The organism is Sediminicoccus rosea, assembly GCF_033547095.1.
GTDB classification, from domain to species: Bacteria; Pseudomonadota; Alphaproteobacteria; order Acetobacterales; family Acetobacteraceae; genus Roseococcus; species Roseococcus rosea.
Map to the genome: position 1 here is coordinate 4,253,720 of NZ_CP137852.1, position 17,266 is coordinate 4,270,985.

A 17,266-nucleotide genomic window follows, 5' to 3' on the forward strand; every position below is an offset into this window, starting at 1 on the left:
CACCATGATCTCCGATGCCGGCCTTGGCCTGACGCAGCTTCTGCTGTTCCTGTTCTTCATCCTGCTGGGCTTTCCCATCGCCTTCACGCTGATGGCGATGGGCCTGTTCTTCGGCTATCTCGGCATGGGCGAGCGCGTCTTCGACCTGCTGATCCAGCGCACCTATGCGGTGATGAGCAGCGACGTGCTGATCTCCGTGCCGCTCTTCGTGCTGATGGGCTACATCATCGAACGCGCGAACATCCTGGACCGCCTGTTTCGCGCGCTGCAGATGGCCTCCGGCAACATCCCCGGTTCGCTCGCCGTCGCGACACTCGCCACCTGCGCGCTCTTCGCCACCGCCACGGGCATCGTGGGCGCCGTGGTCACGCTGATGGGCCTGCTGGCGTTTCCCGCCATGCTGCGCGCGGGCTATGACGTGAAGCTCGCCGCCGGCGTGGTCTGCGCGGGCGGCTGCCTGGGCATCCTCATCCCGCCCTCCATCATGCTGATCCTCTATGGCGCCACGGCGGGCGTCTCGGTCGTGCAGCTCTATGCCGCGGCCTTCATCCCCGGCATCACGCTGGCCGGTCTCTACATCGCCTATGCGATCGGCATCGCCATCCTCAAGCCGGAAGTGGCCCCCCGCCTGCCGCCCGAGGCGGTGAAGGTGCCCTTCGGCCAGCTGGTCTGGGCGCTGCTGACCAGCTTCTTCCCGCTGGCCCTGCTGATCGCCATGGTGCTGGGCGCCATCCTGATGGGCCTCGCCACGCCGTCGGAGGCGGCGGCGATGGGCTCGCTCGGCTCCATCATCCTCGCCGTCGCCTATCGCTCCTTCAGCTTCCAGAAGCTGAAGGAGAGCGTGTTCCTGACGGCGCGCACCAGCGCCATGGTCTGCTGGCTCTTCGTCGGCTCCTACATCTTCTCCTCGGTCTTCGGGTATCTCGGCGGCCAGGGCGTGGTGGAGGAGTTCGTGAAGAGCCTGCCGCTCAACACCTTCACCTTCATGCTTCTGGCGCAGGCCATCATCTTCGTCCTGGGCTGGCCGCTGGAATGGACCGAGATCATCGTGATCTTCGTGCCGATCTTCCTGCCGCTGCTGGATGATTTCGGCGTGGACCCGCTGTTCTTCGGCATCCTCATCGCACTGAACCTGCAGACGAGCTTCCTCTCGCCGCCGGTCGCCATGGCCGCCTTCTACCTGAAGGGTGTCGCGCCCAAGCACGTGAAGATCGAGGACATCTTCAAGGGCTGCATGCCCTTCATCTACATCGTCGTCTTCACCATGCTGATGGTCTATGCCTTCCCGGGCCTGGTCACCTGGCTGCCGGAGCAGCTCTATGGCGGTGACGCCGGCCCGCCCGCCGTCTCGATGGAATCTCCGCCCGAGGGCGGCTTCCAGGAGGAGGAGATGCCCGAGCTCCCGCCGCTGCGATGAGCGCGACCGAAGCGGCGAAGTTCCTGGGCGAGGCCTGGGAGACGGGCCACTCCCTCGCCCCCTTCCCCGAGGATCTCGCGCCCGCCGATATCGCCGCGGGCGAGGCGATCGCGGCGGAGCTGGTCGAGGCGCTGGGCCTGCCGGTCTGCGGCGTGCGCCTGGCCCCCGGGCCGGATGGACTGAGCATGCTCTCCGCGCCGCTGCTGGCCCCGCGCATGCTGCGCGTGGGCACCCCGGTGGCGCTTTCGGCGCTGCGCAGCCCGCGCATCTCCGCGGGCTTCCTCGGCGTGCTGGCGGAACCCTTCGAGGCGGGCGAGCCGGTGTTCTCGGCCTATCATCCCGTGCTCGACATCGCGGCCACGCGCTACACGTCGGGCGCGGCGGATGCGGCGCACCAGGTGGCGGATCTGGGGGGCCTTGGCCTCGTGCTCGTCGGCAAGCGCTGGATCGGCACGCTGCCCGAGGATGGCGAGGCGCGGATTGGCCTGACCGGCGCAAGGCCGCGCCCGCTGCGCGCGCCGCTCGCCAACCTCATGCGCCAGGCGGGGGAGGAGGCGCTGCGCTGGGGCGCGCTGCCGGCCGGCGCCGTGCTGGTGGTGGCCGGGCTCGCCACCGGCTCGCCGCCCGTGGCGGGGCAGAAATGGGCCGCGGCGGTCTCGCCCGTGGGGCGGATCTCGGCGGTGCTGGGCTAGCCGCACCGCGCGCCCGGAAGGGCTTTGTCAATCTCCGGCGGCTACCCCTCACGCTCCGCGAGGCCGGAGAGCGAGATGAGGACCGAGACGACATGCCCGGGTTGCCGTGACGGCGCGGCCTTCGACCATGCGATCACCATGGCGTTCCAGCCCATCCTGAACACCCGCACCGGGCGGGTCTTCGCGCAGGAAGCGCTGGTGCGCGGCGCGGATGGCGCGGGGGCGGCCGAGGTGCTGGCCCATGTCACCGAGGGGAACCGCTACGCCTTCGACCAGATCTGCCGCACCACCGCCATCGCGCTGGCGGCCCGGCTGGGCCTCGCGCAAACCGACGCCGCGCTCTCCGTCAACTTCCTGCCCAATGCGGTCTATGAGCCCAAGGCCTGCATCCGCCTGACCCTCGCCACCGCGCTGCGCCATGGCCTGCCGCTCGACCGGATCATCTTCGAATTCACCGAATCCGAGAGCGTGGACACCGCGCACCTGATCAACATCCTGCGTGCCTACAAGGCGATGGGCTTCCGGACCGCGATCGATGATTTCGGCGCGGGCTATGCCGGGCTCGGCCTCCTGTCCAAGTTCCAGCCGGACATCGTGAAGATCGACATGGCGCTGGTGCAGGGCCTCGACACCGACCGCGCCAAGCGGACCATCCTGCGGGGCACCCTGCGCATCCTGGACGAGCTGGAGATCACCGCGATCTGCGAGGGGGTGGAGACGCCGGGCGAATACGCGGTGCTGCGCGACATGGGCGTGGAGCTGATGCAGGGCTACCTGCTCGGCCGGCCGGCATTGGCGAGCCTCACCCACCCGGCCTGCCCGCCGCCGGTGATCCCGCCGCACGCTTGGTCCGCCCGGGGCGGGGCGGCTTGCGCCCAGGCCGCGCCGGGCGGCTGAACGCCGCGGCAGCGGCCGCTCAGGCGGCCCGCCGGAAGGCCGCGAGGCCGCCGCTGCGCAGCAGGTTGGAAGGCAGCCTGTGGCCGACGATGCGCTCGGCCAGCTTCGCCGCCTCGATCAGCGCATCCAGGTCCACGCCGGTCGCGACGCCCATCTCCTCGCAGAGAAAGACCAGCTCCTCGGTCGCGATATTGCCCGGCGCGCCGGGATGGCCCGCGAAGGGGCAGCCACCAAGCCCCGCCACCGCGGCGTCGAAGGCGGAGACGCCGAGCCGCAGCCCGGCCGCCGCGCAGGCGATGCCGAGGCCGCGCGTGTCATGCAGGTGCAGCGAGAGCTTGGGGCCCGGGAATTTCTCCCGCACCGCGCCCACCAGCCGCTCCACCAGCAGGGGATTGGCCCAGCCCATGCTGTCGGCGAGCGAGATCTTCTCCACCGTGCAGCCGGTCTCGGCGGCGATCGCCATGGCGTCGGACAGCGCGGCCATGGCCTGCGCGGTGGGGACGGCGCCCGAGAAATTGCAGCCGAAGGCGGCCTGGACCGAGACGCGCGTGATGGGCACACCCGCCGCCTGGTGGCTCGCCACATGCTGGCGCTGCGCCACCAGCTGCTCGGCATGGCTGCGGTTGAGATTGCGCCGCGTGAAGGCCTCGGAACCGGTGACGGTGATCGAGCCCTCGATGGTCAGCCGGTCCGCGAAGGCCTGCACGCGGGCGAGGCCCGCCGCGTTGAACCAGAGCGCGGTATAGGCGACACCCGCGCGCGGGGTGAAACCGGCGACGACCTGCTCCGCATCCGCCCAGCCGGGAACGATCTTCGGGCTCACGAAGCTCGCCACCTGCAGGCGCGGCACGCCCGTCGCCGAGAGCGCATTGATCAGCGCGATCTTGTCGGCCGTCGCGATCGGGCCGGGCTCGATCTGGAAGCCCTCGCGCGGGCCTTCCTCGGTGATCTCGACGCGGGCGGGCAGGTCGCTCATCGCACGGCGTAAACGTCGTAGCGGGGCCCCGAGGGCGGGCGCTGGCCGGTGCCGATGGCGATGATGCGGTTCATCCAGGCGAGGTCGGGCGCGCCGGTCTGGAAGCGCATCGCGGTGCGGAAGTAATACTCGGAGGGGTCCACCGCCTCGCCGCCGCCCAGCCGCGCCAGCACCTCGGGCCGGCCGGTGCGGATGCCGGCATATTGCACATAGACCAGGCTGCCGGAGGCCGCCTTGATGGTGAGGCGCACGTCGATATGCGCGGTGCCGTCGGCCTCCACGCGCAGCCAGTCGGCCGCGGTGCCGCCCAGCACCTCGCCCTGCAGCGCCGGGCCGCTCACCGTGCCGCCGGTGACGGGGACGATGCGGAGGTCATGCCCGTCCGGGCCCTTGCCGGCCATCTGGGGCGCGCCCACGGTGATGTCCATCGAGAAGAGATATTCGGTGACGAGCGGGAGCGGCATGGAAGGTCCTCCAGGGTTTGGGGTCAGCATGCCCGGACGGGACCGTTCCGCAAGAGGCTTGCGGCGCAGGGCCATGCGACCCCATTTTGCCTGAGAATTTTTCTCATTTCTCTCAGGGACCCCCCATGAACGTCATGGACCCGCACAGCGCGACACGCGCCCGCATCGCCGATGCGGCGGAAGCGCTGTTCCGGCAGATCGGCTACCAGAAGACCTCCGTGGCGGACATCGCCAAGGCCTGCGCGATGTCGCCGGCCAATGTGTATCGCTTCTACCCCTCCAAGAGCGCGATCAACGAGGCCATCACCCACCGCCTGCTGGACACGATCGGGACGGAACTGGAGGCCCTGGCGGCCGGCCCGGGCACGCCGGCGGAGCGGATGCGCGCCACCGCCGCGCATCTCTTCCGCCGCGATGTGGAGCTGTTCTTCGCCGAGAAGCGCATGCACGACATGGTGGGCGCGGCCATGACCGAGCATTGGGGCGTGATCGAGGGCTTCATCGCCCGCGTCCTGGCGGTGTGGGAGGGGCTGCTGCGCGAGGGGATGGCCAGCGGCGCCTTCCGCGCGCTCGACCCCGCGGCCACTGCCATGAGCTTCAAGCAATGCCTGCTGCTCTGGACCCACCCGATCCTGCTGGAGGATTGCCTGGGCCGCGGCGAGACGCCGGAGGGGCTGGGCCAGCAGCAACAGGCGGCACTGGACCTGCTGCTGGCGGGGGTCGCGCGAAACTGAATCATGATGATTATTGATTTTCGTCAGTGAATAGTCATTATGGCTCCGATTCCGGAGCCATGCCATGCGTCCCTCGCCCCTCCTCCTCCTGCTGCTGACCGCCTGCCTGCCGGAGGCGAAGACCGCCGCCCCCCCGGCCGAGGAGCCGCCCCGCCCCGTCCAGGTGGCGGAAATCCGGCACCTTCCGGCCGATGCGGGCCCGAGCTTCACCGGCGTGGTGCGCGCCCGGCGCGAGGCGGATGTGGCGCTGCGCGCGGGCGGCCGCATCGCCGAGCGCCTGGTGGACCTGGGCGCCGAGGTCACCCCCGGCCAGGTGCTCTTCCGCCTCGACCCGCGCGACCTGGAACTGGCCCTGCGCGCGGCCGAGGCCGATGTCCTCTCCGCCGAAGCGACCGCCGCCCAGGCGGTGAATGACGCCGGCCGCTCCCGCGCGCTGGTCTCGGCCGGGCATGTCGCCGCCGCCTTCCATGAGCAGCGCGAGGCGACGGCGCGGGCCGCGACGCAGCGCCTGGCCGCCGCCCGCGCCCAGCGCGACCTCGCCCGCAACCGCCTGGACTATGCCGAGCTGCGCGCGCCCGCTGGTGGGCGCGTCACCGCCATCCTGGCCGAAGCCGGGCAGGTGGTGGCGGAAGGCGCCCCCGTGCTGCGCCTCGCCGATCCCGCCGAGCGCGAGGTGCTGGTGCAGCTGCCGGAGAATGCGATCGGCGCCGCGCGGGCCACCGCCCGCTTCTGGGCACGGCCCGAGGTGGCGCTGCCCGTCCAGCTGCGGGAGGTGGCGGCCCAGGCCGACGCCAACATGCGCACCTATGCCGCGCGCTTCTCCATCCCGGATGCGCCGGACTGGGCGCGCCTCGGCATGACGGCGACCATCCATCTCGCGGCCGAGAGCAGCGCCCCCGGCGCGCGCATCCCGCTCTCCGCGCTGCATGACCGCGGCCAGGGGCCCATGGTCTGGCGCCTGACGGAGCAGGGCCGCATCGAGGCGGCGCCGGTCACGGTGCTCGGCCTGTCCGAGAGCATGGCGACCATCCGCACAGACCTGCCCGCGGGCACGCGCATCGTGGCCATGGGCGCGCAGCTTCTCGACCCTGGCAGCCGCGTCCGGCCCGTCGAGGCGCGCCTCGCGGGGGCGATGCGATGATGGGCCGCTTCAACCCCTCAGAAGGGGCGATCCGCCAGGGGCAGCTCACCCTCTTCGCCATGATCCTGCTGCTGCTGGCCGGCGCCTGGGCGTGGGGAAAGCTCGGCCGCGCCGAGGACCCGGCCTTCACCGTGAAGGTGATGATCGTCTCCGCCGCCTGGCCCGGCGCGACCGCCGAGGAGATGCAGAACCAGGTGGCCGACCGGATCGAAGCCAAGCTCGCCGAACTGCCCTGGCTCGATGTGCTGCAGACCTTCTCGCGCCCCGGCGTCTCCACCATCACCGTCACGCTGCGCGATGACACGCCGCCCGCCGCCGTGGCGGGCCTCTGGTACCAGGTGCGAAAGCGCGTGGGCGACATGCGCCAGACCCTGCCGCCGGGCGTGCAGGGCCCCTTCTTCGACGATGAATATTCCGACGTCTTCTCCGCCGTGCTGGCCCTGCGCGGCGCCGACAATGCTGAACTGGTGCGCCAGGCCGAGCGCCTGCGCGACCGGCTGCGCCGCCTGCCCGGCATCGAGAAGGTGACGCTGTTCGGCGAGCAGCCGCAGCGCATCCAGGTCGAGATCAGCCATGCGCGTCTCGCCACCCTCGGCATCACGCCGCAATCCGTGCTGGATGCGCTGGCGCGGCACAATGCCGTGACCCCCGCCGGCACGGTCGAGACCGGCAGCACGCGCGTCAATCTCCGCCTGCCCGAGGGGCTGGACGGCATGGACAGCATCGCGGCGCTGCCGCTTTCGGCCGAGGGCCGCACCATCCGGCTCGGTGATGTCGCGCGCATCAGCCGTGGCCTCGCCGACCCGCCGGAGCGCGCCATCCGCCACCTGGGCGAGCCCGCCGTGCTGATCGGGCTGACCAAGCAGCCGGGGCAGGATGTGCTACGCGTGGGCGCGGGGCTGGAGGCCGAACTCGCGCGCATCCGCACCGAACTGCCGGCGGGCCTCCGCCTGGATGCGGTGGCCGACCAGCCGCACATCGTGCGCGAGAGCGTGGACGAATTCCTGGTGAAGCTGGCCGCCGCGCTGGGCGTCGTGCTGCTCGTCTCCTTCCTCTCGCTCGGATTCCGCGCGGGGATCATCGTGGCGCTTGCCGTGCCGCTCACGCTCTCCTTCGTGTTTCTCTTCATGGTGTGGCGCGGCACCGAGCTGGAGCGCATCTCGCTCGGTGCGCTGATCCTCGCACTCGGCCTCCTGGTGGATGACGCGATCATCGCGATCGAGGCGATGGCGGTGAAGCTGGAACAGGGCTGGGAGCGAACGCGCGCGGCCGGCTTCGCCTGGACCAGCACGGCGGGGCCGATGCTGACCGGCACGCTGGTGACCGTCGCGGGCTTCATCCCGGTCGGCTTCGCGGCCTCCACTTCGGGCGAATATGCGGGCGGCATCTTCTGGGTGGTGGGGGCGGCGCTGGTGGCGAGCTGGCTGGTCGCCGTCACCTTCACGCCCTGGCTCGGCGCCAAGCTGCTCAAGGCCGTGCCGCACAATCTGGCGCATGATGCGCATGACACGCGCATGTATCGCGCGCTGCGGCGCGGCGTGGAGTGGTGCGTGGACCACCGGATCACCCTGCTGGTGGTGATGCTGGTGGTGCTGGCCGGCGGCATGTTCGGCATGGCGAAGACCAAGAAGCAGTTCTTCCCGGCCTCGCAGCGCCTGGAATTGCTGGTGGACATCAACCTGCGCCAAGGTGCGAGCTTCGCCGCGACCGACGCGGTGGCCAAGCGCATCGAGGCCACGCTGCGCGACGATTTCGACGTCTCGCACTTCACCACCTATCTCGGCGCCGGCGCGCCGCGCTTCTTCCTGGCGCTGAACCCCGACCTGCCGAACGAGGCCTTCGCCAAGATCATCATCGAAAGCCGCGATGTGGCGGCGCGCGAGGCGCTGCGCGAGCGGCTGATCGCGCTGGAGGAATCCGGCGCCTTCCCCGAGGCGCGGGTGCGCGTCTCGCGCCTGGATTTCGGCCCGCCCGTGCCCTTCCCTGTGCAGTTCCGCATCGTCGGTCCCGATCCGATGGAACTGCGCCGCCTGGCCGATCAGGCGATGCCACTGCTGCGCGGCGTCGCCGGCACGCGCAACGTGCAGACCGACTGGAGCGAACTCGCGCCCGCGCTGCGCCTGGAGCTGGACCGCGAGCGCATCGCGCAGCTCGGCCTCTCGCCACAGGCTGTCGCCACCTCGATGGGCACGCTGCTCTCGGGTGTGACGGCCACCACCATCCGCGAGGGCACGCGCGGCGTGGAGGTGCGGCTGCGCGCCGTGCCGGAGGAGCGCGCCGCACTGGACCGCCTGGGCGATCTCTCGCTCGCGACACCGGGCGGGCCCGTGCCGCTCGCGCAGGTGGCCCGGCTTTCGCCGGTGATGGAGGAACCGATCCTCTGGCGCCGCAATCGCGAGCCCTTCATCACGCTGCGCTCCGACATCCAGCCAGGCTTGCAGGCGCCCGACGTGACAGCCGCGGCCATGCCGGTGCTGGCGCCCTTCATCGCGAGCCTGCCGCCCGGCTACCGGCTGGAAGTGGGCGGCGCCACCGAGCAGTCGGGCAAGGCCAATGCGAGCCTCTTCGCCCTCTTCCCCGTCATGGTCGCGGTGATGATGGCACTGCTCATGCTGCAATTGCGGCATCTGGGGCGCATGGGCCTTGTCATGGCGACGGCGCCGCTGGGCATCCCCGGCGCGGCGGCCGCGCTGCTGCTGATGAACGCGCCGTTCGGCTTCGTGGCACTTCTGGGCGTGATCGCGCTGGCCGGCATGATCATGCGCAACACGCTCATCCTGGTGGATCAGGTGCAGCAGGATCTGGAAGCGGGGATCGAACTGCGCGAGGCGATCATCGGCAGCACGGTGCGCCGCGCGCGGCCGGTGATCCTGACCGCGCTCGCCGCCATCCTGGCCTTCATCCCGCTCACGCAATCGGTCTTCTGGGGGCCGATGGCGATCGCGATGATCGGCGGCCTGAGCGTGGCCACGCTCGCCACGCTGCTGCTGGTGCCGGCGCTGCATGCCCTCGCCCTGCCCTGGCGCAAGAAGCCCGCGGCGCAGCAGCCGGCGCCGCTGCGGCCGAAGCCAGTTCCCGCCGAGTGAGCGCAGCGCGCGATTGACTCCGCGAAGCGGCGGGGCGCAGCCTCCGGGGAAAGCGGCGCGGGACGAACCGCGCCGCGCGGAGGACATGCCATGACCGATCCCCTCTACGAAGCCGGGATGAAGGTGCGCCGCGCCGTGCTCGGCGACGCCCATGTGGACCGCGCCAATGCGCGCATCACCGACCTGAACCGCGAGTTCCAGGATTTCATCACCCGCTTCGGCTGGGGCGAGATCTGGACGCGCCCGGGCTTCGACCACCGCACGCGCCGCATCCTCGTCATGGGCACGATGATGGCGCTCGGCCGTTGGGAGGAGTTCCGCATGCATCTCCGCGCCGCGCTGGAAGGGCAGATGGCGCTGTCCGACATCAAGGAATTGCTGCTGCAGCAATCCATCTATTGCGGCTTCCCCGTCACCAACACGGCCTATCACCACCTGGCGGAGATCATGGATGAGCTGCGCGCGCGCGGCGTGACCTTCAACGAGGGGTAGAGGCACATGCTCACCCGCCGCACCGCCCTGCTGGGCGCCACGCTCGCGCTGCCGGCCCAGGCGCAGGAGCGCTTCCCGAGCCGCCCCGTGACGCTCATCGTCCCCGGCGCGCCGGGCGGCGGCGGGGATTTCACCGCGCGGCTGCTGGCGGAGGGCCTGGCCGGGCCGCTCGGGCAATCCGTGCCGGTTGAGAACCGCACGGGCGGCAGCGGCAATGTCGCGGCCTCCTTCGTCGCGCGCGCGGCGCCCGATGGCTACACGCTGCTGCTGGCCTATTCCGGCACGCATGTGGCGAACCCGGCGCTGTTCCGGGAGCTCGCCTGGCATCCGATCCGCAGCTTCGCGCCCGTCGCGCTCCTGCTGACGGCGCCGCACGTGCTGGTGATCCGCCCCGACCTGCCGGCGCGCGACATGGCGGAGCTGGCCGCCTACATCCGCCGCAACCCGGGGCGCGTCACCTACGCCTCCTCCGGCGTCGCCTCCATCCAGCATCTCGGCGGCGCCATGCTGGCCCAGGCGCTGGGGACGGAGATGGTGCATGTGCCCTATCGCGGCGCAGGCCCGGCGATGAGCGACATCATCGCGGGCCGCGTGGACATGATCATCACCACGCCGCCCGCCGTGATGGGGCAGATCCAGACGGGCGCCGTGCGCGCCATCGTGCAGACCGGCCGCGCGCGCCACCCCATGCTGCCCAACCTGCCCACCACGGCCGAGGCCGGGCTGCCGGGCTTCGAGCTGGAGGCCTGGTTCGGGATCTATGCGCCCGCCGGCACGCCGCGCGAGGCGGTGCTGCGCCTCTCCCGCGACATCCAGGGCGTGACCGAGACCGCCGAATTCCGCCGCAAGGCGCAGGAGGCCGGCACCTATGTCACCTTCCTCGGCCCCGAGGAGCTGGCCGCCTTCACCGCCACCGAGCTGACGCGCTGGTCGGGCATCATCCAGGGCCTCGGCATCCGGCTGGATTGAACGCATCGCGCGCCGAGCCCATGATGGCGCGAGCCGCCGGCAGACGCGGCACGCCCGTCATCCGGCGCAGCGCCCGGAGAATGCCATGAGCCTGACCATCCGCCCCCTCGATTCCGGCTTCGGCGCGGAGATCTCGGGGCTTCGCATCGCGGGCGACGTGCCGCAGGCGGCGTTCGACGCCTTCCTCGATGCCTTCCACCAACATCACGTCCTGCTGGTCCGCGACGTGCCCAATGACCCCGCGGCGCAGGTCGCCTTCAGCCGGCGCATGGGGCCGCTCGAGCACCACGCCGCCGCCAGCGCCGTGCATCCGCGGCACCCGGAGATCTTCTGCGTCGGCAATTACGCGGCCGATGGCATCACCGCGAATTTCGCGCGCGGCGTGGAGCAATGGCACGCCGACAGCAGTTTCCGCGAGGTGCCGAGCGCCGCCTCGCTCTTCTATGGCGCGATCTGCCCGCCCGAGGGCGGGGAGACCTGGTTCCTCGACGCCGTCGCCGCCTACGAGACCCTGCCGGAGGCCATGAAGGCGCGGATCGCCGGGCTGCGCGGCGTGCATTGTCTCTACACCCTCAGCGAGTGGAACCGCCGCCACACGCCGGGCCGCGCGCCGATGGACGAGGCGAAGCGCCGCGCCTTCCCGCCCGTCGCGCATCCGCTGGTGCGGACCCATCCGGTGAGCGGCGTGCGCTCGCTGTTCCTCTGCCCCGCCGTGATCAGCCACATCGAGGGGATGGGCGTGGAGGAGAGCGCCGCCCTGATCGAGGCGTTGATGGACCACGCGACGCAGGAGCGATTCGTCTATCGGCACCAGTGGCGCGCCGGCGACCTCGTCATCTGGGACAACCGCTGCACCCTGCACACGGCGAGCCTCTTCGACCACGAGAAGTATCAGCGCCTCATGTTCCGCACGACGGTGGCCGGCGCGGCCTAGCGGAAGAGAAGCCCGTAGAGCGTCGCCACCACCTCGATGGCGATGAAGGAGGCGACCGCGATCTCCAGCATCAGCGAGCGCTGGCCCTGGATGAGCGAGAGCAGCGTCTGCATGATCTCGCCCACCATGACGAGCTTGCGTTCCAGCGCGGCACAGCGCTCGGGCAGTTCGAATTCGTCACTGAGGCGCTGGTGCAGGCGCTCCAGCTCGGGGTGCTCCCAGAGCAGGTCGGGCTTGTCGGCGGCCTGGATGCGGGCATTGGCGCGGCCGCGGGCGGCGAGTGCGGCGCCGATCGCGCGCATCAGCCCGCGCGAGAGGAAGCCGAGCCGCCCCTGCGCGCTGAGCCGCGCCACCACCGGCTCCATCCCGTCCAGCGTGCGGGCCAGCGCCATTTCCTGATGGCTGAGGGCCGCGCTCTTCGCCAGCACATCGGCCAGCAGGCCGAGGCGCGGGGCGGAGAGCTCCATCAGCCGGATCTCCCCCGTCTCGCTCACCTCGTCCCGCTCGGCGCCGCCCGAGACGCGGGCGGTCTCGGTCAGCGGGGCGGGCAGCGGATTGGCGATCCGGCCCCGGAGCTGGGCGAGCAGCGCCGCCTGCTCGGCCGCGCTCGCCTCGAAGGTGACCAGCGCCCCCCAGCGGAAGGCGAAGGCCGGGTGCGTGCCGCCGGCCAGCATCACCGGATCCGCGCCGCCCCCCGTGCCGCGGGAGAGGCCGCGCAGCTCCAGCCGCTCGCCCAGCAGCAGGGCGGTGGCGGTGAGGGCCGGCGCCGGGCTCAGCGCTGGCGCCAGGGCAGCTTGTCGGCCTTCCAGCCGGCGACATTGCCGCGATGCCCCTCATGGTCCACCGGCCCCTCGAAGCCATCGGCCACGTTGTAGGCATGCGGGAAGCCCGCATGCTGCGCCGCCTGGCCGGCCGCGAGGCTGCGCGCGCCGGAGCGGCAGATGTAGAAGACGTGGCTCTCGGCCGTCACGCCGGCCTTGCGGAGATGCTCGACGAAATGGCCGTTCACCTGCATCCCCGGAAAGACCTGCCAGGGGATCAGCACCACCTGCTTGCCGAGCGCCGACAGATCCGGCACGCCCACGAAATTCCACTCCGCATCGGTCCGCACATCCACCAGCACGGCGTTGGGGTCGCGCTCCAGCGCGGCCCAGGTGTCGGTGGGCGAGATGTCGGGCACTCCGGTCATGGTGTTCTCCTCAGGGTTGCCGAGAGAATGGGGAGTCCGGCGGGCGGCAGCAATGAGGGGGGTGCGAGGTCCCGCCCGCCCTGCTAGAGGGGCGGCCTTGCCTTCAGGGGAAAACGCCATGACGCCGCGCCGCCATCTGCTCCTCGCCACCGGAACCGCCGCCCTCGCTGCTCCCGGCGTGCTGCGCGCCCAGCCCGGCACGCGCCTCCGGCTGACGCTGGACTGGGCCTTCCAGTCGCCCAACGCCTTCGCCCTGGTGGCGCGGGAGCGCGGCTATTTCCGCGAGGCGGGCATTGATGTGCAGATCGATCGCGGCCAGGGCTCGGGCGGCGTGCCACCCGCGCTCGCCGCCGGCAGCCATGAGATGGGCTATGCCGACATCAACCCCGCCATCCGCTTCCTGGCGCAGAACCCCGATAGCGGGCTGATCTGCGTGGCCGTGCTGCATGACCGCGCGCCGCTCTGCGTCATCACCCGCGCCGATGGGCCGATCCGCACGCCGAAGGACCTGGAGGGCCGCCGCCTGGCCGCGCCGGACTTCGATTCCGGCCGGCAGCTCTTCCCCGCCTTCGCCCGGGCCGCGGGGGTGGATGCGGGCCGCGTCACCTTCCTCTCGGTGGCGCCGGCGCTGCGCGAGCCCATGCTGGTGCGGCGCGAGGTGGATGGGGTGACCGGCTTCGTCACCACCTCCGCCCTGGCGCTGAAGGGCATCGGGCTGCAGATCCCGCAGCAGCGGATCATGATGTATTACGACCACGGGCTGAACCTCTATGGCGGCGCCCTGCTCACCACCCGCGCCTATGCCGAGCGCAACCCGGCCGTGGTGCGCGGCGCCGTCGCCGCCCTGATCCGCGGCTTCCGCGATACGCTGGCGAATCCCGCTGGCATGATCCAGGTGCTGCGCCAGGTGGAGCCGCTGACCGATGCGGCCCTCGAGATGGAACGCCACCAGCTCAATGTCGAGCGCGTGATCATGACCGACAATGTCCGCGCCAACGGCCTCTCGGCCGTGGACATGACCCGGATGCAGACCGGCATCGCGGCGGTGGAGGGGGCCTTCAACCTGCCCGCGCGGGTCCAGGCCGGGCAGTTCTACCTGCCCGACTTCCTGCCGCCCGCGGAACAACGCCGCATCTGAATGCTTCCCGGGCGGCAGCGCGGCGCGGCCGCCCGATTCCGAGGCAGCCCGGGCGCGGCGCACCCATCCCCCCGCATGCGCGTGGTGGGAAGCGCCGGCCCAGGCTGCTAGCTCTCGGCGAAGCCGAGACCCCAGGACAGCCCGGAGCCCCGCATGACCCGCCCCTTCGTCGAGATCGATCGCGTCGCCATGCGCTATGGCGGGGTCGAGGGCACGCTCGCCCTGCAGGATTGCAGCCTGAACGTGGAGAAGGGCGAGTTCATCGCGGTGGTCGGCCCCTCGGGCTGCGGCAAATCCACGCTGATGCGCCTGGTCTCCGGCCTCTGGCCCGCGACGGACGGCAATGTGGTGGTGGCGGGCGAGGAGGTGGACCGGCCCCTCTCCCTCGTCGGCATGGCCTTCCAGAACCCGACGCTGCTGCCCTGGCGCAGCATCCTGGACAACGTGATGCTGCCGCTGGAAGTGGTGCCCGAGCACCGCAAGCGCCTCCGCGCCGAGCGCGCCAAATACGAGCAGAAGGCGCTGGACCTGCTGAAGCTGGTGGGCCTCGAGGGCTTCGGCGCGAAATACCCCTACCAGCTCTCGGGCGGCATGCAGCAGCGCACGAGCCTGTGCCGCGCGCTGATCCATGAGCCGCCCCTGCTGATGCTGGACGAGCCCTTCTCCGCGCTCGACGTCTTCACGCGCGAGGATCTCTGGGACGTGCTGCAGCAGGTCTGGATGGCGCGGAAGCCCACCGTCATCCTGGTGACGCATGACCTGCGCGAGGCCTGCTATCTGGCCGACCGCGTGCTGGTGATGAGCGCGCGGCCCGGCCGCATCATCGCCGAACGCAAGGTGCCCTTCGCCCGGCCGCGCACGCAGGAGACGATGGTGGAGCCCGAATTCACGAAGCTGGTGGCCGAGCTGCGCGGCTTCATCGCGCTCGCCCGCAAGGGGGAGGAGGTCACCTGATGTCGAGCAAGGCGCAAACCCGCATCGAGGCGATGGCCGCCTCGGCCCGCCGCCGCCGCACGCTGCAGGCCTGGCTGCCCTGGCTGGTCATCGCCGGCACCTTCCTGGCCTGGGAGTTGGCGACGGACCTGTTCGGCATTTCCACCTTCATCCTGCCCGCGCCGAGCGACGTCTTCGCGGCCGCAGTGAAGTGGTGGAAGCCGCTGCTGGATGACAGCATCCACACCCTGCTTTCCACCCTGGCGGGCTTCGGGCTCGCCGTGGTGGCGGGGCTGCTGCTGGGCATCGCCATCGGCTCCTCCACCCTGGTCTACAAGGGGCTGTATCCCCTGCTGATCGCCTTCAACTCCATCCCCAAGGTGGCGGTGGTGCCGGTGCTGATCATCTGGTTCGGCATCGGTGTCTGGCCCGCGATCATCACGGCCTTCCTGATCAGCTTCTTCCCGATCGTCGTGAATGTCGCGACCGGCATCGCCACCGTGGAGCCGGAATTGCGGGACGTGCTGCGCGCACTCGGCGCCAAGCCCTCCGACATCATCCGTAAGGTCGGCCTGCCGCGCGCCATGCCCTATTTCTTCGCCTCGCTGAAGATCGCGATCACGGTGGCCTTCGTGGGCTCGATCATCGCCGAGAGCGTGGCACCCAATGCCGGCATCGGGCGGCTGATGATGGTGGCCTCCTCCCGCTTCGACGTGCCCCTGGTGTTCGCCGGGCTGATCGTGACGGGGATGATGGGCATCATGCTCTACTGGATCGCCGAGTTCATCGAGCGGCGCACCACGGGCTGGGCGACGCGCGGGCAGGACGCGCAGAACTTCACGCCGGGAGGTTAAGGGGTTAACCCGGGCGCATGCGCCTCGGATTCCTCACCCCCTCCTCCAACACCGTCCTCGAGCCGGCCATGGCCTGGCTGCTGCGCGACGCCCCCGAGATCACCGCGCATTTCGCGCGGTTCCGGGTGCTCGCCATCAACCTGGGCGAGGCGGCGAACCAGCAATTCGACCCCGCCCCCGTGCTGGCGGCGGCCGAGATGCTGGCCGATGCGAAGGTGGATTCCATCTGCTGGGCCGGCACCTCGGGCAGCTGGCTCGGCTTCGCGCAGGATGAGGCGCTCTGTGCCGCCATCACCGCCCGCACCGGGATCCCGGCGACCACGGCGACGCTGGCGCTGCGGGATTCGCTGCGCCTGGCGGGGATGACCCGCCTCGCGCTCGTCACGCCCTATCTCGCCGATGTGCAGGCCGCGATCATCGCGAACCTGACGCGCGAGGGCTTCGCCGTGACGGCGGAGCGGCACCTGGAGGATCCGGGCAATTACAGCTTCGCCCTGCACGGTGCGGCGAAGGTGGGCGCCCTGATGGAATCCGCCGTGGCCGAGGCGCCGACTGAGGCGGTGGCCATCCATTGCACCAATTTCCGCGGCCTGCCGGCGGCGCGGGAGATCGAGGAGCGGCATGGCGTCATGGTTGTGGATTCGGTGGCCGCTTCGCTCTGGGGTGGCGTCCGGGCGGCGGGCGGGGCGCAACCCCGGCGCGAGGATCGGCTGTTTCGACTCGGATAACGTGAATAATCTCTTTTTTGATTAAAAATTGGTTGCGAGATTCAGGTCCTGGTTGTATCCAGGGCCATGCTTCTCGCTCCGCCCCCTCGCCTCCCCTGGCTCCTCGGCGCGCCGCAGGACCTCTCCTTCCTCTGGGCCACGCCGGAGCCCGCCCCGGCGCTCGCGCCCCGGCCGCCGGCCAGCCTGCCCGAGCCCGCAGCGATGCAGCCCGCGCTGATCATGCCCCTGCCCCCGACGGGGCTGGAGGCGCTGCCGCCCACGCCCGCCGCCATGCCCCCGCCGCCCGTGGCGCCGGAGCCGGTGGCCCCGCGGTCCGCGATCCCGGAGCCGGCGATCCCGGAGCCTGTCGTCCTGGTGCCAGCGATGCCACTCGCCCTCCCGGCCGGGCCCCTGCCGCCGGGCTTGCCGCCCGCGCTGCCCACCCTGCCAGCGGAACCGCCGCTGCCCCCCATTGCAGCCCCCGGCCCCCAGCCCTTCGCGGATGATGTGGTGGCGCTGCTCGATGCGCTCTGGGCCGCGCGGCCGCCCGTGCCGGAGGACCTCCCGCCGCTGCCGGCGCCCCCCTTGGCGTGGTTAATGTAATAACATAACGTTTCGGATGATCACCATGTGAGTCCATCCG

Annotated in this window: 18 protein-coding genes; 14 read left to right on the top strand and 4 right to left on the bottom strand. The window is 71.1% G+C overall.

Features of this window, described 5'->3' with window-relative positions:
- Positions 1-4 precede the first annotated feature (4 nt).
- From R9Z33_RS20495 to R9Z33_RS20505, 3 genes are all read left to right on the top strand, one after another.
- Positions 5-1,417: a TRAP transporter large permease gene (locus tag R9Z33_RS20495; RefSeq protein ID WP_318648423.1), complete on the top strand. Its 1,413-nt coding sequence runs from the start codon at positions 5-7 to the stop codon at positions 1,415-1,417.
- Positions 1,414-2,109: a hypothetical protein gene (locus R9Z33_RS20500; RefSeq protein ID WP_318648424.1), complete on the top strand. Its 696-nt coding sequence runs from the start codon at positions 1,414-1,416 to the stop codon at positions 2,107-2,109. Before R9Z33_RS20495 ends, R9Z33_RS20500 begins: the two co-directional genes overlap by 4 nt.
- Positions 2,110-2,184: 75 nt before the next feature.
- Positions 2,185-3,006, top strand: a complete 822-nt coding sequence (locus R9Z33_RS20505; protein WP_318648425.1) for an EAL domain-containing protein — start codon at positions 2,185-2,187, stop codon at positions 3,004-3,006.
- A gap of 19 nt (positions 3,007-3,025) precedes the next feature.
- Here R9Z33_RS20505 and R9Z33_RS20510 read toward each other — a convergent pair whose 3' ends face one another.
- Both R9Z33_RS20510 and R9Z33_RS20515 read right to left on the bottom strand, forming a co-directional pair.
- Entirely contained in the window at positions 3,026-3,982 is a 957-nt protein-coding gene (locus R9Z33_RS20510) for a hydroxymethylglutaryl-CoA lyase (RefSeq protein ID WP_318648426.1), read from the bottom strand.
- Positions 3,979-4,446, bottom strand: coding sequence for a DUF3237 domain-containing protein (locus R9Z33_RS20515; RefSeq protein ID WP_318648427.1), 468 nt, complete (start codon positions 4,444-4,446; stop codon positions 3,979-3,981). Before R9Z33_RS20515 ends, R9Z33_RS20510 begins: the two co-directional genes overlap by 4 nt.
- A gap of 125 nt (positions 4,447-4,571) precedes the next feature.
- Between R9Z33_RS20515 and R9Z33_RS20520 the strand changes: the two genes are divergently transcribed.
- From R9Z33_RS20520 to R9Z33_RS20545, 6 genes are all read left to right on the top strand, one after another.
- On the top strand, positions 4,572-5,180 hold the full coding sequence (locus tag R9Z33_RS20520; protein ID WP_318648428.1) for a TetR/AcrR family transcriptional regulator: 609 nt from the start codon (positions 4,572-4,574) through the stop codon (positions 5,178-5,180).
- A gap of 64 nt (positions 5,181-5,244) precedes the next feature.
- Positions 5,245-6,321, top strand: coding sequence for an efflux RND transporter periplasmic adaptor subunit (locus R9Z33_RS20525; protein WP_318648429.1), 1,077 nt, complete (start codon positions 5,245-5,247; stop codon positions 6,319-6,321).
- A complete protein-coding gene (locus tag R9Z33_RS20530) occupies positions 6,318-9,407 on the top strand; it encodes an efflux RND transporter permease subunit (protein ID WP_318648430.1) in 3,090 nt (1,029 codons plus the stop codon). Before R9Z33_RS20525 ends, R9Z33_RS20530 begins: the two co-directional genes overlap by 4 nt.
- 90 nt (positions 9,408-9,497) lie before the next feature.
- Entirely contained in the window at positions 9,498-9,899 is a 402-nt protein-coding gene (locus R9Z33_RS20535; protein ID WP_318648431.1) for a carboxymuconolactone decarboxylase family protein, read from the top strand.
- Positions 9,900-9,905: 6 nt separating this feature from the next.
- Positions 9,906-10,868 carry a Bug family tripartite tricarboxylate transporter substrate binding protein gene (locus R9Z33_RS20540; RefSeq protein WP_318648432.1) on the top strand — a complete coding sequence of 321 codons (963 nt, stop codon included), beginning with the start codon at positions 9,906-9,908 and terminating at the stop codon, positions 10,866-10,868.
- An 85-nt stretch (positions 10,869-10,953) separates the two neighbouring features.
- Entirely contained in the window at positions 10,954-11,802 is an 849-nt protein-coding gene (locus R9Z33_RS20545) for a TauD/TfdA dioxygenase family protein (RefSeq protein WP_318648434.1), read from the top strand.
- On the opposite strand, the gene R9Z33_RS20550 is transcribed toward R9Z33_RS20545, so the two are convergent.
- Together R9Z33_RS20550 and R9Z33_RS20555 are read right to left on the bottom strand one after the other, a co-directional pair.
- On the bottom strand, positions 11,799-12,476 hold the full coding sequence (locus R9Z33_RS20550; RefSeq protein ID WP_318648435.1) for an RMD1 family protein: 678 nt from the start codon (positions 12,474-12,476) through the stop codon (positions 11,799-11,801). The genes R9Z33_RS20545 and R9Z33_RS20550 overlap by 4 nt on opposite strands.
- 98 nt (positions 12,477-12,574) lie before the next feature.
- On the bottom strand, positions 12,575-12,991 hold the full coding sequence (locus R9Z33_RS20555) for a rhodanese-like domain-containing protein (RefSeq protein ID WP_318648436.1): 417 nt from the start codon (positions 12,989-12,991) through the stop codon (positions 12,575-12,577).
- A 118-nt stretch (positions 12,992-13,109) separates the two neighbouring features.
- Here R9Z33_RS20555 and R9Z33_RS20560 point away from each other — a divergent pair, with 118 nt between their 5' ends.
- The 5 genes from R9Z33_RS20560 to R9Z33_RS20580 all read left to right on the top strand — a co-directional run bounded on the left by R9Z33_RS20560 (position 13,110) and on the right by R9Z33_RS20580 (position 17,226).
- Entirely contained in the window at positions 13,110-14,129 is a 1,020-nt protein-coding gene (locus R9Z33_RS20560) for an ABC transporter substrate-binding protein (protein WP_318648437.1), read from the top strand.
- A gap of 153 nt (positions 14,130-14,282) precedes the next feature.
- Positions 14,283-15,083, top strand: a complete 801-nt coding sequence (locus tag R9Z33_RS20565; protein ID WP_318648438.1) for an ABC transporter ATP-binding protein — start codon at positions 14,283-14,285, stop codon at positions 15,081-15,083.
- Positions 15,083-15,916: an ABC transporter permease gene (locus R9Z33_RS20570; protein WP_318648439.1), complete on the top strand. Its 834-nt coding sequence runs from the start codon at positions 15,083-15,085 to the stop codon at positions 15,914-15,916. Before R9Z33_RS20565 ends, R9Z33_RS20570 begins: the two co-directional genes overlap by 1 nt.
- A 17-nt stretch (positions 15,917-15,933) precedes the next feature.
- Positions 15,934-16,644, top strand: coding sequence for a maleate cis-trans isomerase family protein (locus R9Z33_RS20575; protein WP_318648440.1), 711 nt, complete (start codon positions 15,934-15,936; stop codon positions 16,642-16,644).
- Positions 16,645-16,710: 66 nt separating this feature from the next.
- The gene (locus R9Z33_RS20580) at positions 16,711-17,226 is read left to right on the top strand and encodes a hypothetical protein (RefSeq protein WP_318648441.1); all 516 of its coding nucleotides are present in this window, start codon (positions 16,711-16,713) and stop codon (positions 17,224-17,226) included.
- The last annotated feature ends 40 nt before the right edge of the window (positions 17,227-17,266 follow it).

What these genes read in the sequence shown, in the direction of transcription:
- R9Z33_RS20505 (WP_318648425.1), top strand. Translation starts at nt 2,185, where the DNA reads ATGAGGACCGAGACGACATGCCCGGGTTGCCGTGACGGCGCGGCCTTC.
- R9Z33_RS20540 (WP_318648432.1), top strand. Translation starts at nt 9,906, where the DNA reads ATGCTCACCCGCCGCACCGCCCTGCTGGGCGCCACGCTCGCGCTGCCG.
- R9Z33_RS20565 (WP_318648438.1), top strand. Translation starts at nt 14,283, where the DNA reads ATGACCCGCCCCTTCGTCGAGATCGATCGCGTCGCCATGCGCTATGGC.
- R9Z33_RS20570 (WP_318648439.1), top strand. Translation starts at nt 15,083, where the DNA reads ATGTCGAGCAAGGCGCAAACCCGCATCGAGGCGATGGCCGCCTCGGCC.
- R9Z33_RS20555 (WP_318648436.1), bottom strand. Translation starts at nt 12,991, where the DNA reads ATGACCGGAGTGCCCGACATCTCGCCCACCGACACCTGGGCCGCGCTG.
- R9Z33_RS20530 (WP_318648430.1), top strand. Translation starts at nt 6,318, where the DNA reads ATGATGGGCCGCTTCAACCCCTCAGAAGGGGCGATCCGCCAGGGGCAG.
- R9Z33_RS20560 (WP_318648437.1), top strand. Translation starts at nt 13,110, where the DNA reads ATGACGCCGCGCCGCCATCTGCTCCTCGCCACCGGAACCGCCGCCCTC.
- R9Z33_RS20545 (WP_318648434.1), top strand. Translation starts at nt 10,954, where the DNA reads ATGAGCCTGACCATCCGCCCCCTCGATTCCGGCTTCGGCGCGGAGATC.
- R9Z33_RS20535 (WP_318648431.1), top strand. Translation starts at nt 9,498, where the DNA reads ATGACCGATCCCCTCTACGAAGCCGGGATGAAGGTGCGCCGCGCCGTG.
- R9Z33_RS20550 (WP_318648435.1), bottom strand. Translation starts at nt 12,476, where the DNA reads ATGCTGGCCGGCGGCACGCACCCGGCCTTCGCCTTCCGCTGGGGGGCG.
- R9Z33_RS20575 (WP_318648440.1), top strand. Translation starts at nt 15,934, where the DNA reads ATGCGCCTCGGATTCCTCACCCCCTCCTCCAACACCGTCCTCGAGCCG.
- R9Z33_RS20520 (WP_318648428.1), top strand. Translation starts at nt 4,572, where the DNA reads ATGAACGTCATGGACCCGCACAGCGCGACACGCGCCCGCATCGCCGAT.
- R9Z33_RS20495 (WP_318648423.1), top strand. Translation starts at nt 5, where the DNA reads ATGATCTCCGATGCCGGCCTTGGCCTGACGCAGCTTCTGCTGTTCCTG.
- R9Z33_RS20580 (WP_318648441.1), top strand. Translation starts at nt 16,711, where the DNA reads ATGCTTCTCGCTCCGCCCCCTCGCCTCCCCTGGCTCCTCGGCGCGCCG.
- R9Z33_RS20500 (WP_318648424.1), top strand. Translation starts at nt 1,414, where the DNA reads ATGAGCGCGACCGAAGCGGCGAAGTTCCTGGGCGAGGCCTGGGAGACG.
- R9Z33_RS20525 (WP_318648429.1), top strand. Translation starts at nt 5,245, where the DNA reads ATGCGTCCCTCGCCCCTCCTCCTCCTGCTGCTGACCGCCTGCCTGCCG.
- R9Z33_RS20515 (WP_318648427.1), bottom strand. Translation starts at nt 4,446, where the DNA reads ATGCCGCTCCCGCTCGTCACCGAATATCTCTTCTCGATGGACATCACC.
- R9Z33_RS20510 (WP_318648426.1), bottom strand. Translation starts at nt 3,982, where the DNA reads ATGAGCGACCTGCCCGCCCGCGTCGAGATCACCGAGGAAGGCCCGCGC.